The organism is Leuconostoc inhae (assembly GCF_019656015.1).
Lineage (GTDB): Bacteria > Bacillota > Bacilli > Lactobacillales > Lactobacillaceae > Leuconostoc > Leuconostoc inhae_A.
Genome location: NZ_BPKW01000004.1, coordinates 257,157 through 271,804, shown reverse-complemented (window position 1 = coordinate 271,804; position 14,648 = coordinate 257,157). Strand labels below are relative to the sequence as shown.

Below are 14,648 nucleotides of genomic sequence, written 5' to 3'. Positions count from 1 at the left end.
TTGTGCATCGCGACAAGCAAGTCGCTTAACCGAACAGCCCTAGATAAAAAAGAGTCCGAACTATTGACTTAGGAGCAGTACTTATTTTTGAATACTATCAAAAATTTAGCCAGTTTTTTTTTCGATATTTTCGTAGCGTTCAATGACTCGCGTGACATTTTTTTTACCAGTATAGATTGCATATCCAACAGTCAATATAACTAGTATACCAATTATAAATAGTCCTATACCCGTACCTAAAAACCAAATATTTTTGTTTTTAAAAAAATAAATTAATAATACACCAATACCTGTCAAAAGTGAAAAAATTGATTGCCAATGCTGTAAATTACGAATCATGCGTTCCTGAAATAGTATTTCTGTTTTATAAGCTTTTTCTATTTTGTCAGTATTTATTGTCATTTCCCGCCCCTCAACACTAATTAATATGTTAAACCTGGATTAAAGAAACCAACTAGTACACCAACGAGTGCAACGACTACCAAAAGTAACATAACCTTAATAGGAGAAATATTTTTTTTAGCCATTAACCACCAGCAGAGAACTATGAATAAGGCTGTCAACAATCCTGGATAGACAGAGTCAAGTTGGTCTTGTAGCACCAAATATGCCTTTCCAGAACCATTTGTGAGCCTAAACGATGTTTTTACAGTCACCCAAGTTGCAGCGACACCACCAACAACCATACCGCCAATGGTTGCAATCGCTTTTCTAACCGCTTTTCCCTGCGCACCGATTAAAATGCCAACAGCTTTATCACCTAATTCGTATCCCTTGAAATAAGCAAATCGCATACCAAAGTAGCCAAGTAAGTTCCACACAATAATATAAAATATCGCACCTAATGGTGAACCACCTGATGACATGCCAAGAGCAATACCTAAAATAACCGGAATTAATGTACCAACAACAAGTGAATCACCAATACCGGCAATTGGACCCATAAGACCTGCACGTAGGCCATTGATTGTCGTGTCATCCACCTCGCCAACGTCAATTCCTTGGCTAGCTCGTGCTTCTTCCAAACTAGCAGTAATACCAACAATGACAGTTCCAAGTTGCGGTTCCGTATTGAAGAAGGCCGTATAAGTCTTCATTGCCTTTTCTTGATCTTCTTTGTTGTCATACAATTCCTCAACAATGGGTAACATCGAAGTTAGGTAACCAAACGTCTGCATATGTTCTTGAGAAAATACCGTCAAATGTCCATAAAACCAGTGATGAAAAGATTTATTTAAAGTTTTACGAGAAAGTGTCTTTTTTTCTGTATTTGCCATTTTAAATATCCTCCTCTTCCTCATCATCATCTATTATGCCATTTGGACCATTCGGTACTGGCTGTCGATTAGTACTAATTGCCATGTCCAACTTGTAAAAGATCATTGCAAAAATAAGTGATATAACAGTAACTGAAACTAAGTTTAATTTTAGTGAGGCCGCAAATGTAAATCCCACAAAGAATGGTATAAAATCAATCGGGCCTTCAACTATTTGCTTTAACAAAATAGCAATACCAACACAAGGTAGCAATGCCCCAACAGTAAACAACGTTTTCATTGGAATGCCATCCATAGGCAACGCTGTTCTAAGTGCATGAACAGCACTCGAACCAAAATGTGTCATTAATACTGTTGGAATGAAAGAGAAAAACAAATGTGAAATCCAAGGATAACCCCAATCAACCGCGTATAATTTTTTAAATTCGCCTTTTTCAACCGCACGCCAACCAATATGTTGCCAAACTAAGTTCATTGTTGCAGTGCCGTAAAATAATACTGTACCAACAGTACCAACCAACGTGCCCATTGACTTAGCTAAATCTGCAGCATTAGCAGATGTTGCTGCTAAACCTTGTGAATGGATGGCCACCATAGCAAGTGGTATCCCAATATATGATACTGCTCGCAAATCTGCAGAAACGGTACCGCCAGGTGTTACTAATGCAATATAAACTAACTGCATAGCCACACCAGCTGCAATACCTGTTTTTAAGTCTCCTAGAACAAGTCCACAGACTAAGCCACCAACTAATGGACGTCCTAATGTATAATTACCAATTGTAGAGCCTGCCATTCCTGGCATAGACGATAAACTAGCAAAGATACCTAGAATACTTGCTTGTATCCAACTAATTGTCATATTCCTCACCTTTTCTATATCAAGTTATAAATTAAATTTTCCTTTGAAATCATTCCAATAGCCAATTGAAACGTCCGGCAATAATTGAAATTTAACCTGATAGTCTTGCGCTTGAATGGCTTCAAATGCCACAGCCTCTTCAGGAAGAATAGATTGATTATTACCTAGTTTGATGGCATGAGGTCGATCATTGGCTGGTCCAACAATGACTTTTTTAACGTCTCCTGGTACAAACCCAAAGTCAACAAGAATTGTTTTCATGTCTTGTGGTGTTTTTGTGATAAGAAAATATTGACGTTTAGAGGCCAATACTTGTGCTTGTTTTTCCTTAAAGTGTGCCAATGTCCAAACAAACGTCTTTTTTTCAGAAGCACTGATGAATGCTTCCTTTAGAACTGGATTTGATGCCGCAGCATCGTTTACCGCTATTAGCCCATCACATGGGTATTCTTTTGCCCAACGTGTGACTGTTTGTCCATGGATAATTCTGTCATCAATACGTACAAATGAAATGCTCATAATCTATTCTTCCTTTCAAATATCGTCATCATTTTCATCCGATTTTTCAATTAATGAAAATTGTTTCACGGCTGACACTGCTTCTTTCATAATAGCTGTTACTAATTCCTGTTGACTGAGAGTATCTTTTAAAATCGCAGCATTTAGCGCCATTGGAAAATTCATGCCACCCAAGATAATGGATTTTTCTAGCTTTCCTTCCTGGTTCAACACATTAGTTATTGTAGTTAATGGGCTCCCTCCCATGATATCTCCCAAGACAACGAGTTCCGCATTGGCATCTAATTGAGAAACAAGCTTTTTAAAGCGTGTAGCCAATATTTGTGTGTCTTCCCCTGGCTGCAACCCTATTGCTTGTATTGAATCCATGTTATCACCAACAAACATTCCAAGAGCATCTCTCAAGCCTTCTGAAAACTTACCATGACTGACCAAAATAAGATATTTCATTTTTTCCTCCCACTTTTAGATAAATGACTTTTATATGTAAGCGCTTACATATCTTAATTAATATTTTACGCTTTTTTTTAGAAAAAAACAATGACGTTCCTCAAATAATTAAAAAAGCTTGTTTTGACCTGAAAATTTTTTCAAACAGTTAGATAAATCCTAACAAATTTGGTGAATTTTCCTCAAAACTAAGCTTTTTGACATTTATTTATGTGTTAAAATCGTATACAATACTACGCTATTATTATGCTTTTGGTACTTCATCTTCATGCGCTTTTGGTGTCGTGCCATCCGGCAAAGTTTTTTCTGTTGGTTTATCCCAAGATACAAATTCACAATCTGGGTAACGAGAGCAACCATAAAATGTACGTTGTCGCTTCGTTTTACGCTCAACGATTTGACCTTTATGACATTTTGGACATAGTAAGCCAATCTCTTTAATAATTGTTTGTGTGTTACGACAATCTGGAAATCTTGCACAAGCATGAAACTTACCATAACGGCCCATTTTAACAATCATTGGTGCACCGCAAATCTCACAATTCATCCCGGCAAGCTCGTCATGCATAATGACTTTTTCTAAAGTAGCTGCTGCTTGTTCAACTTCCTTTGAAAACGGTTTATAAAAAGAATCAATCACTGGTACCCAGTGTTTATCACCTATTTCTACCTCGTCTAATTCATGCTCTATGCTAGCTGTAAAATGTGTATCTGTGATATCTGGGAAACTCTCTTCGACAATTGTTTGTACAATTTCACCTAATTCAGTAGGCAAAAATTTACGTGCATCAATTCTAACGTAGTTTCGTCGTTGAATTGTATCTAATGTTGGTGCATAAGTTGATGGTCGGCCAACACCATTTTCTTCCAAAGCTTTAATTAACGCAGCTTCAGAATAGCGTGCTGGTGGTAATGTGAAGTGTTGTTCTGGATTTGTACGCGCTAATTTAACTTTGTCTCCAACTGATAAATTGGGCAAAGTGTTATCTTTTTCTTTAGCTGCCGGATATGCTTTAGTAAATCCTTGAAATTTTGTTTTAGAACCGTTTGCACGGAAAATAACATCATTTTGTTCAATGGTCACAGCCATAGTATCTAATATTTCTGGGGTCATTTGGCTTGCAACAAAGCGCGACCATATTAATGAGTATAGTTTAAATTGATCCGGCGTTAATTTATCTTTTATGCTTTCAGGTGTTCTTGTCACATCAGTGGGACGAACAGCTTCGTGTGCATCTTGAGCGCCTTCAGGCAACTTACCCTGAATTGGTTTGTGTTGAGAGTATTCTTCCCCCCAAGTATCATGAATATATAAAGCAGCCGCATTACGAGCCAGAGAAGAAATACGTGTTGAATCAGTACGCATATAAGTAATCAATCCAGTTTGACCAATACCTCGTCCTAAATTAACACCTTCATATAATTGTTGCGCCGCCATCATTGTTTTACGTGTTCTAAAATTTAACTGTGTATTAGCAGTTTGTTGCATTGTCGATGTTGTAAAAGGCTGCTGTGGATTACGTTTGCGTTCTTTAGCTTCTACCTTAACAATATTAAAATCAGCCGATTGGTCAATACGTTTTAAGACATGTTGAACACTCTCGTTATCCGGTAAGGGTTGTTTTTTGCCGTCAAACCCATAGAAAGAGGACTTGAACTTTGAACGAGATTTTTTAAATTCTGAATCTAACGTCCAGTATTCCTCTGGCTCGAATGCTTGAATTTGACGTTCACGTGTGATAATCAGCCCCAATGCAACTGATTGAACACGTCCTGCAGATAAACCGCGTTTGACTGTTTTCCACAAAATTGGCGAAATTGAATAGCCTACTAAACGATCTAGAATACGGCGTGCTTGTTGTGCATCAACAAGATCTTGATTTATTTTACGCGGTGTCTTAAAGGCATTTTTAATCGTATCTTTCGTAATCTCATTGAACACCACACGGTTAGGCTCTTGGGAATCTAAATTTAAAATATGTTGTAAGTGCCAGGCAATAGCTTCGCCTTCACGATCCGGATCGCTTGCCAGATAAACTTTTTTAGCTGCTTTTGCTTCCTTACGTAATCCCTTAATAACATCCCCTTTACCGCGGATGTTAATATATTTTGGATCGTAATCATTTTCAACGTCAACGCCAAGCGTTGATTTTGGTAAATCACGAATATGTCCTAAACTCGCAACAACTTTATATGAGCTCCCAAGATATTTCTCAATTGTTTTTGCCTTTGATGGGCTTTCAACAATAACAAGATTCTTCTTAACTTTAGCGCGTTTACGTTTTGTTGTTTTCTTTGTAACTGATTTTATTGTTTTCTTTTTTGTCTCTACCATTAGAATATGCCTTATAATTTACTTCTTATTATATAGCATATCAGATTATGTCAAGCATTTGGACACTTTCTATAATATCTTGAGGTTTTGTGACTAGCTTGGCACCCAAACTGAGTAATTCATTGGTACCTTGTGATTCTTCTGAAAAAATCGATCCAGGAATTGATAAGACTTCACGATTATTTTGTAAAGCAACGTTAGCAGTAATTAAACTACCTGATTTTATTTTTGCTTCAACAACTAAGGTAGCTGAGGACAATCCAGCAATAATACGATTTCTTGCCGGAAAATGAGAGCGATGTGGTCCGACGCCAGGCCCATACTCACTGATCACTAATCCTTGTTGCGTAATCTGTTTTTGCAATAGCGCGTTGCGTCTCGGATAAGCAACGTCCGTACCAGTACCAATAACAGCAATTGGAACGCCATTGTTGGCAAAAGTCATTTGATGAGCCATCACATCTATTCCTTGCGCCAAACCAGACACAATTGCTATGCTAGATTGAATAACTGGTGGTAACAAGTGACGCAAACTATTTAGACCATAAGCTGTTGCCGAGCGTGTTCCTACGACAGATAAGCTGGGTAATCTTAAAGCAGCCAATTGGCCTTCATAAAACAATACAAGTGGTGGTTCAAATATTTCTCGCAAACGTTGTGGGTAGCCATCATCAGCGTAAGTCAGATAGTTGCCCTTAAAATTATTTGCATGTTGTAATGCAATCGAGTAAGTTGCTCGAATTCTATCATGATAAGCACGATGCGTTATTTGTAGTAATACATCTAGTGACCAGGGATAAGTCTTGGGTAACAAGTCAGAATTCATAGCTTCAATAAGGCGCGCCTCAGTTGCCATACCAATTCCTTGTGTTACATGAATTGCTAATAATTGTTGGTTTAAGTTCATATCGTTTTCCTCAGAAAATAATACGTTATTTCATGGTCATTGTCACAAACAAATATGGTATAACACAAATCATAAATTAAACAATTAAACTACAAATCTAGTCACCTACAATGTCACCCAGATATTCCCATCGCGACATTTTCTCATCAAGTTCTGCTTCTAGTTTATCGGATTCTTTTTGCAAATCACCTAGTTTAACATAATCAGTCCCATTTTTTGCCATATCGTCTGGTATCGTACTTAATCTATTTTCTAATTTTGCAATTTCATCTTCAATTGTTGCCCATTCTTTTTTCTCATTATAGGTTAATTTTTTCTTTTGTACCGTAACTGATTGCGTCTTTTCAACAATTAATTTTTCCGCTGCTTTTGGTTGATCATCCGCATGTTGTATCAAATATTGGCTAAATAACCCATCGTAACGTTCAACAATGCCATTCCCTTGGAACATATATAATTGATTGGCTACCTTATCTAAAAAGTAACGATCATGAGAAACAGTAATAACAGCCCCAGAAAATCCTGACAAAAAATCCTCTAACACGGTTAACGTGCCAATATCTAAATCATTTGTTGGTTCATCCAATAATAAAACATTTGGTTGTTGTAATAGCAATTTCAAAAGATACAATCGTCTTTTTTCACCACCGGATAACTTACGTATCAGTGTACCGTGCATAAAAGGTGGGAACAAAAATTGTTCTAGCAGTTCTGAAACACTCACTTGATTACCATTTTTATCTGTCACCGATTCAGCAACGTCTGACAAATAGGCAATGACTCTTTTATCATCTGGTATTTCTTCTGTCGTTTGCGTATAATAGGCCATTTTGACCGTTTCGCCTAATTCAATTACACCGCTAGTTACAGGTAAGCGACCTGCAATTGCATTCAAAAAGGTTGATTTACCGGCACCATTTTCACCGGTAATACCAATACGATCACCTGCTGCTATACGTAAATTAAAATTTTTCAATATGATTTTATCATTGAATTGAATACTGGCATCCTCAATAACAATCACTTTTTTACCCAAACGTTGCTGTCCTAAATTCACAGCAACATCATCGTCTAGCTTCAGATTACCCATTTGTGATTCTAATTCAGAAAAAGCATTTTCACGAGCCGTTTGTTTCGTTGTTCGTGCGCGTGCTGATTTACGCATCCAAGCAAGTTCTTGTTTATAAAGCTGTTGCTGTTTATGATCAGCCACCTTACTTTGTTCAACACGTTGAGATTTACCGATCATATAGGCTTGATAGTTACCTTTATATTCATACAGGTCACCAAACGATAATTCAAAAATACGTGTTGTCACTGCATCCAAAAAATAACGGTCGTGAGTTACTGCTATAACAGCACCTTTATAATTGGCAAGGTATTTTTCTAACCATGCAATTGAATCAAAATCTAGATGGTTTGTTGGTTCATCTAAAATTAACAAATCGGGCGCTTCAATTAATATTTGTGCTAAACCGACACGTTTACGCTGTCCGCCCGATAATTCACTAATTTGCCTTTGCAAGTCAGGCATGTGTAATTGCGTTAAAATGGATTTAACTTGCGCCTCAGTGGTCCAAGCCTCATCGCGATCCATAGCATTTTGTGCATCTTCAAACTTTTGTGCGACTTTAATATTAGTCGGCTGTTCACCAAATTGTTGCAATGCATATTGGTATTGTCTAATCGTTTTGAAAACTGGTTGATCACCGGAAAAAATCGCATCCATTACTAAAGCATTATCATCTAACGCTGGATTTTGCGTTAAATAACCAATAGTATAATCATTTTGTTTGAATATTTTACCTGAATCGGCCAGATTAACACCCGAAATAGCATTAAGCAGGGACGTTTTACCAGACCCATTAACACCAATTAGACCAATACGGTCACCTTCTGTGATTAAAAATGAGATATTGTTAAATAACACTTTCTCACCGTACGTACTTTTTAAATTGTCTACTCTAAATTGTTTCATATTATTATTATACCCAACATTCATCCTTTTTATCGTGTTATTTTTTTGTTATACTTAGATAAACATTTCACGAGAATATCATATTAGTCAGAGGAGACCAATCATGCAACTCACAGCCACTATTCAAAACTACCATTTTAATCATATTCTACTTAACGCTGCTGGTGTCATGTGCCAAACAAGTCAGGAATTAGATGCTGTCCTAGCATCTGAATATACCGGATCCGTTGTCACTAAATCAGCCACGTCCTTAGTACGTCCTGGTAATCCCTCACCACGTTATTATGAATTAAACAATGGTTTAGGAACGATTAATTCAATGGGATTGCCTAATGAAGGATTTGACTATTACATGGACTATGTTTCCGCTAAAGAAACTGATAAGCCAATTTTCTTTTCAATTGCTGGTTTATCAAAACAAGAAAATATTGATATGTTACATCAATTACAAGACGCTGATTTTGATGGTCTCATTGAATTAAATCTGTCCTGCCCAAATGTCCCCGGCAAACCTCAAACTGGTTATGATTTTGAAGCTACAGAACAAATACTAACTGAAGCCTTTGCCTTTTTTAAAAAGCCTTTAGGCGTTAAATTACCACCCTATTTTGACATTGTTCATTTTGATGATATTGCTGCTGTCTTGAATAAATTCCCCTTAGCTTTTGTTAACACCATTAATTCTATTGGTAATGGCTTAGTCATTGATGAAAACACTGATACGGTCGTTATTAAACCTAAAGCCGGTTTTGGTGGCATTGGTGGCACATTAGTCAAAGCAACGGCATTAGCCAATGTTCGTGCATTGCGCGACAGATTAAATAAAAATATTAAAATTATTGGTACAGGCGGTGTTACAACTGGTCGTGATGTCTATGACCATCTATTGTGTGGTGCTGACTTAGTTGAAGTCGGTTCGCAACTTGCTATTGAAGGTATCACAGTATTTGAAAGATTAGAGAAAGAATTAACCGAGATACTCACATCAAAGGGCTATCATTCTTTAGATGATGTACGTGGCAAATTAAAAGTCATATCATAAACTATAAAAAGATTGATATTTTAAAATATCAATCTTTTTTATTGCGCTTAACAACAAATTAAAAAGCAAGCTTATTATAGACGGCTTGCTTTTAAAGTACAATAATTAAATTTTTAACGTAGTGATTCTACATCACGTGCAATCATTAATTCTTCATTAGTTGGAATCAATAATCCAGTAACAGTTGAGTCTTCAGTCGTCAAAATGGCTTCTTTTCCACGAACATTATTAGCATCATTGTCTATTTTAACGCCAGCAAATGCCAACGCTTCTAAAACTTTTGCACGTGTTACAGCATCATTTTCACCAATACCAGCAGTAAAGATAACCGCATCAACACGTCCCAATTCAGCAAAGTATTGTCCAGCGTAACGAATAACACGATCATAGAACATATCAAGTGCTAATTTAGCATGCGTGTTAGTTTCTTGAACTTCTTCTAAATCACGCATATCGCTTGAAATCGTTGAAATGCCAAGTAAACCAGATTTTTTGTTTAATACTGATAACATTTCTTCATTCGACAGACCTTCACGTTCTTGAATATAGTAAACTAATGATGGATCAACATCCCCAGAACGTGTTGCCATCGTCAAACCTGCTAACGGTGTGAATCCCATTGATGTATCATATGATTTACCATTCTTAATAGCTGTAATTGAAGCACCTGCGCCTAAATGAAATGAAATTGCATTAAATTCATCAAGTGGGATACCTAATTTTTTGGCAGCACGTTCAGTTACATAGCGATGTGATGTGCCGTGCGCACCGTATTTACGCGCGCCATAACGTGCATAATATTCATAAGGAATGCTATAAAGATAATTTTTTTCAGGCATTGTTTGATGAAAAGAAGTGTCAAATACTGCGACAGACAATGCATCTGGCAACAATTTTTGAAAAGCACGAATACCCATCGCATTGGCCGGATTGTGTAACGGTGCGTAATCTGCCAAACGATCAATTTTTGTCAAAACTTCTTCAGTGACAACAACCGAATGATTGAACCATTCACCACCAGCAACAACACGGTGACCCACACCTGTGATTTCATTGAAATCTTTGACAATACCAAGATCTGTCATTTTCTGTAACAAAATATCAATCGCTTGATCATGATCCTTAATTGCCATTTCATGCTCAAATTTTTGACCACCATTTTTTGTCAAGGTGATATGACCTTCTTCAGTACCAATCAAACGCTTTGGTTCAATGTTTTGACCATATTTAATAGAGATTTCAGCATTTTCCTGCCCAATGCGTTCAATAATTCCTTGCATTAATACCTCTTCTTCAGGCATTTCTAGCAATTGAAATTTAAGTGATGAACTCCCGGCGTTGACCGCCATTACTTTTGACATAATGTTTTCCTTTTACCTTTAAGTTTAAGTATTCCTTCATAACATGCGGGGCTTGCTATGTCATAGAATTATTGTAACATTTTTTGAAAGTAAAGGACACGTTGATATGTGTTACAATATTGATACATATAAATTGATTCGCGTAGGTATAAAATGATTAAAAAATGGCTCTTAAGTAATTTAATTGGCATTGTAATAACTGCCCTTGTATTAATAACAACATTTGGTCTGATTCTCTCTCTTGTTAATAAAGACAAAACAACAACACAACCAAATAACGTACAATTTCGTACTGGCCCTGGCCGAACCTACAAATCTACGGCATCTCTGAAACACGGTACAGATCTCATCATCCTAAAAAAGACACGTGGTTGGTACAAAGTACGACGTACTGACAACGAAAAAATTGGCTGGGTCGCTGGCTGGGTCGCTGAATCAAAAACGTTACGGACCGCAACACCAATTAGCGAAGCAACAATTATTTTAGACCCTGGTCACGGTGGCAATCCAGGTAAAAAATATGAAGGCTTGTCCGGTGACAATGGTTCAGCATCAGTCAACGGTAAATTTTTTGAAAAGACATATACCTTACGAACAGCGCGACAAATGCGCACAGCGTTACAAAAAACTGGCGCACGTGTCTTTATGACACGTGACAAAGACGTTCTTGTACCACTGCTCCACATTCCCCGTCTAGCCGAAAAATATCAAGCAGATGCGCAAATCTCAGTTCACTTTGATCACGCTGGTAATGAAGATGGTGCAACAGCTGCAAGTGGTGTTTCTCAATTCTACTATCATCAAAACAGTTACGCGTTAGTTACTACGCTCAAAAATGCACTGGATGGTCTCCCTATTAACAATCGCGGTATTGATAGAACGCAGTACCTTGTGCTAGATCGGGTCACTCGGCCCGCTGCCCTGCTCGAACTCGGTTACATCAATAACCCCCAAAATTTTAAAAAAATTCGTACAGAAAAATATCAAAAACAGGTCGCAACTTTAGTTACCCAAGGATTAACTACTTACTTTAAACAAAACACGGAGATAAAATAATGGCATTATTTAAAAAAGCAAAACAAGTGTTTGAAGACAACATTGCCACTCAAACAACAGAGCAAGTAGAAGAACATTTAGATGGTATGATTGTTCAACCATTTGCCTATAAAAAATTATTAATCATCTATCGTATCGAAGAATATCCAAGTACGAGTAATCATATTGATAATAAAATTCTAACTTTTGACAAAAAAGAACCACTATCAGAACATCGCTACAATGAAATTATCTCACGTTTAAAAAATGATGATAGTGACCGAATTTCTATTGTTAATATTTTGCCATTAGTTGATTAAAAATAAAAGACGACATAGTCCTTTTTAAAGGAGACTATGTCGTCTTTTGCCATTATACTTTAATATCGTTGTTCAAAAATGAAAAATTTTTACGTAGATAAGGTGTCACCCAATGGTCTAAACCAATTTTGCCAGAGTTATAACCACCAATCAACAGCATCGCACCAATAACTATAAACGTTGGATTAACGGAGACAACACCAGCACCAAGATAAGAAAAATTCATGATTAGTCCAAAAAAGGCTGCAGCTAGTGTTAGCGTTCCAAAAATCAAGCCTAATCCCACTAATAATTCACCCCAAGACACAAGGAATGAAAAAATAGCCGTATTTTTGCCATGACTTGTCGTAACATTTAAAAACCAATCATACCATGGGAATGCCTTTGTTTTATCTGGTGTTAAAACAGGATTCTTGATTGCACCTATAATTAAACCTGAAGCATCAAAGCCACCTTTAGCTGTTATTTTTGCCCAACCATCCAATGTCCATTGATAGCCAAGATACACGCGTAAAATTGTTAAAATCCACATTGCAACTGGTGAGTTGCGAAGCCATGTTATCATGATACATCCTCCTTATACTTTGCGCAATTTCGTCTTAATTCCTATTACAAATAGTAAGTATATAGCGCAATTTGTGAAAAGTCAAACAATTTGATTTGACTGCTAATAGGCTATTGTAACTTCTCTGACATATGCACTGAAAAGGACCTGTTATTGACTTTGAATCAAAATATGACTAACTTTTTGATCGTGTACAGCCAATGGTAGAGATGTCACAAGTTGTACATTCAGAACCAACGATACCGTATCACCGCTAAAAACTGATAAAAACCGATCGTAATAACCAGCACCAAAACCTAATCGCTCACCGCGTATGGTAAATGCCAAACCCGGAACAATTACTAAATCAATCAAATTAATATTGAAAATAGTACTATCGATTGGTTCCTTAATGTTCATTTGGCCTAAACTAAAGCTAGATCTAGAAGTTATTTCAACAAATACCATTTGTCTATTAATGATTTTTGGCACAACCGTTCGTTTGTTCTCAGACCATGCACGCTCAATAATTGGTTGTGTATTTATTTCTATGGCTGTGCTCAAAACAACAGCAATGATTTGAGCTTTTTGCCACTGATTGCTGCTAAATAATAATTCTCGTAACGCCATTTCTTCTTGTGTACGCTGATAGCCAACATAATTAGCCAATCGTTGTTTCTGCACAGTACGCATAACTTTCTTATCCAACATATTTCCTCCTAATAGAAAAAGCCGACCTGAGTCGACTTCATCTTTATTCAAACAAATGCGTCATAGCCAAAATTTCAGCATCTTTTTTAACTTCTTTTAGTACTATTGGATCATCATAATTGTGAATCGCTGTTACAATTAACTCGGCAACCTGTCGTGCATCGGCCTCGTTAAAGCCACGCGTTGTCATCGCAGGTGTGCCAATTCGAATACCAGACGTTACAAACGGACTCAAAGTTTCATTTGGTAGCGATTCTTTGTTTGTAGTAATCGAAACAGTATCTAACAATTCCTGTGTTTGTTTACCGTTTAAGCCAGTTTTTGTTAAATCCAAATTAAACAAATGATTATCTGTCCCACCAGCAACAACACGAATGTCTTCAGTATGATTAAAAACATCAGCCATAGCTTGGGCATTTTTAATAACTTGGGCAGCATATATTTTGAATTCAGGTTGTAAGGCTTCACCAAATGCAATTGCTTTACCAGCTATCACATGTTCCAAGGGGCCTCCTTGTGAACCAGGGAAAATAGCGGAATTAAGTTTCTTAGCATATTTTTCTTGTGACAAAATAACACCGCCACGAGGTCCACGTAAAGTTTTATGTGTTGTTGATGTGACTACATCTGCAATACCGACTGGATTAGGATGCAGTCCCGCAGCTACAAGACCAGCAATATGTGCCATGTCAACCATCAAAAAAGCACCAACTTCATCAGCAATTTCACGGAACTTTGTGAAATCAATGATACGTGAGTAGGCAGAGGCACCAGCAACTATTAATTGTGGTTTTACTTCTCTTGCCTGCTTTGCAATGGCTTCATAATCGAGTTGTTCTGTCTCAGAATCCAATCCATAGCTATAAGAATCATACATCTTACCTGAAAATGATACCTTGGCCCCATGTGTTAGGTGTCCACCTGCATCCAAATTCATACCCAAAATTTTATCGCCCGGTTTCAAAAATGCCATATATGCTGCAGCATTAGCCTGTGATCCTGAATGTGGTTGCACATTGGCATATTCTGCACCAAAAAGCTTTTTTAAGCGATCAATGGCCAGTTGTTCAACGACATCAACATATTCTGTTCCACCATAGTAACGTTTGTATGGATATCCTTCAGCATACTTATTAGTTAACACAGAGCCTTGAGCTGCACGCACACTTTTTGAAGCAAAGTTCTCTGAAGCGATTAATTCAATCGTACGGTTTTGACGCGCACCTTCTTGTTGAATGGCACTCCAAACCTCAGGATCGCGTTCTTTAAATGACATGTTATTCTCCTAATTAATTTTAATAATTTAA

The 14,648-nt window shown here is 37.1% G+C and carries 15 protein-coding genes; 3 read left to right on the top strand and 12 right to left on the bottom strand.

Features of this window, described 5'->3' with window-relative positions; genetic code table 11:
- Positions 1 to 105: 105 nt before the first annotated feature.
- The 8 genes from K5Q14_RS03700 to K5Q14_RS03665 all read right to left on the bottom strand — a co-directional run bounded on the left by K5Q14_RS03700 (position 106) and on the right by K5Q14_RS03665 (position 8,328).
- Positions 106 to 402, bottom strand: coding sequence for a PTS sugar transporter (locus K5Q14_RS03700; RefSeq protein ID WP_220734480.1), 297 nt, complete (start codon positions 400 to 402; stop codon positions 106 to 108).
- A 20-nt stretch (positions 403 to 422) separates the two neighbouring features.
- A complete protein-coding gene (locus tag K5Q14_RS03695) occupies positions 423 to 1,277 on the bottom strand; it encodes a PTS system mannose/fructose/sorbose family transporter subunit IID (protein ID WP_220734479.1) in 855 nt (284 codons plus the stop codon).
- Position 1,278: 1 nt separating this feature from the next.
- A complete protein-coding gene (locus tag K5Q14_RS03690) occupies positions 1,279 to 2,139 on the bottom strand; it encodes a PTS mannose/fructose/sorbose/N-acetylgalactosamine transporter subunit IIC (protein WP_220734478.1) in 861 nt (286 codons plus the stop codon).
- A 24-nt stretch (positions 2,140 to 2,163) separates the two neighbouring features.
- On the bottom strand, positions 2,164 to 2,658 hold the full coding sequence (locus K5Q14_RS03685) for a PTS sugar transporter subunit IIB (RefSeq protein ID WP_220734477.1): 495 nt from the start codon (positions 2,656 to 2,658) through the stop codon (positions 2,164 to 2,166).
- 15 nt (positions 2,659 to 2,673) lie between these two features.
- Positions 2,674 to 3,108 carry a PTS sugar transporter subunit IIA gene (locus tag K5Q14_RS03680; protein ID WP_220734476.1) on the bottom strand — a complete coding sequence of 145 codons (435 nt, stop codon included), beginning with the start codon at positions 3,106 to 3,108 and terminating at the stop codon, positions 2,674 to 2,676.
- A gap of 244 nt (positions 3,109 to 3,352) precedes the next feature.
- Positions 3,353 to 5,443 (bottom strand): type I DNA topoisomerase, encoded by a 2,091-nt coding sequence (topA, locus tag K5Q14_RS03675; protein ID WP_220734475.1) that lies wholly within the window; start codon positions 5,441 to 5,443, stop codon positions 3,353 to 3,355.
- A 40-nt stretch (positions 5,444 to 5,483) separates the two neighbouring features.
- Positions 5,484 to 6,350, bottom strand: coding sequence for a DNA-processing protein DprA (gene dprA, locus K5Q14_RS03670; protein WP_220734474.1), 867 nt, complete (start codon positions 6,348 to 6,350; stop codon positions 5,484 to 5,486).
- Between the two features lie 97 nt (positions 6,351 to 6,447).
- Positions 6,448 to 8,328 carry an ABC-F family ATP-binding cassette domain-containing protein gene (locus K5Q14_RS03665; protein ID WP_220734473.1) on the bottom strand — a complete coding sequence of 627 codons (1,881 nt, stop codon included), beginning with the start codon at positions 8,326 to 8,328 and terminating at the stop codon, positions 6,448 to 6,450.
- A gap of 103 nt (positions 8,329 to 8,431) precedes the next feature.
- On the opposite strand from K5Q14_RS03665, the gene K5Q14_RS03660 reads away from it, so the two are divergent.
- Positions 8,432 to 9,370 (top strand): dihydroorotate oxidase, encoded by a 939-nt coding sequence (locus K5Q14_RS03660; RefSeq protein WP_220734472.1) that lies wholly within the window; start codon positions 8,432 to 8,434, stop codon positions 9,368 to 9,370.
- A gap of 113 nt (positions 9,371 to 9,483) precedes the next feature.
- Here the strand turns inward: K5Q14_RS03660 and K5Q14_RS03655 are convergent, their stop codons facing one another.
- Entirely contained in the window at positions 9,484 to 10,731 is a 1,248-nt protein-coding gene (locus K5Q14_RS03655) for an acetate/propionate family kinase (protein WP_220734471.1), read from the bottom strand.
- A 153-nt stretch (positions 10,732 to 10,884) separates the two neighbouring features.
- Here K5Q14_RS03655 and K5Q14_RS03650 point away from each other — a divergent pair, with 153 nt between their 5' ends.
- Positions 10,885 to 11,787, top strand: coding sequence for an N-acetylmuramoyl-L-alanine amidase family protein (locus K5Q14_RS03650; protein WP_220734470.1), 903 nt, complete (start codon positions 10,885 to 10,887; stop codon positions 11,785 to 11,787).
- The gene (locus tag K5Q14_RS03645) at positions 11,787 to 12,086 is read left to right on the top strand and encodes a hypothetical protein (protein WP_220734469.1); all 300 of its coding nucleotides are present in this window, start codon (positions 11,787 to 11,789) and stop codon (positions 12,084 to 12,086) included. Before K5Q14_RS03650 ends, K5Q14_RS03645 begins: the two co-directional genes overlap by 1 nt.
- Positions 12,087 to 12,138: 52 nt before the next feature.
- On the opposite strand, the gene K5Q14_RS03640 is transcribed toward K5Q14_RS03645, so the two are convergent.
- From K5Q14_RS03640 to glyA, 3 genes are all read right to left on the bottom strand, one after another.
- Positions 12,139 to 12,651 (bottom strand): DoxX family protein, encoded by a 513-nt coding sequence (locus K5Q14_RS03640; RefSeq protein ID WP_220734468.1) that lies wholly within the window; start codon positions 12,649 to 12,651, stop codon positions 12,139 to 12,141.
- Between the two features lie 150 nt (positions 12,652 to 12,801).
- Positions 12,802 to 13,341: a 5-formyltetrahydrofolate cyclo-ligase gene (locus tag K5Q14_RS03635; RefSeq protein WP_220734467.1), complete on the bottom strand. Its 540-nt coding sequence runs from the start codon at positions 13,339 to 13,341 to the stop codon at positions 12,802 to 12,804.
- A 43-nt stretch (positions 13,342 to 13,384) separates the two neighbouring features.
- A complete protein-coding gene (gene glyA, locus K5Q14_RS03630) occupies positions 13,385 to 14,617 on the bottom strand; it encodes a serine hydroxymethyltransferase (RefSeq protein ID WP_220734466.1) in 1,233 nt (410 codons plus the stop codon).
- Positions 14,618 to 14,648: the final 31 nt, after the last annotated feature.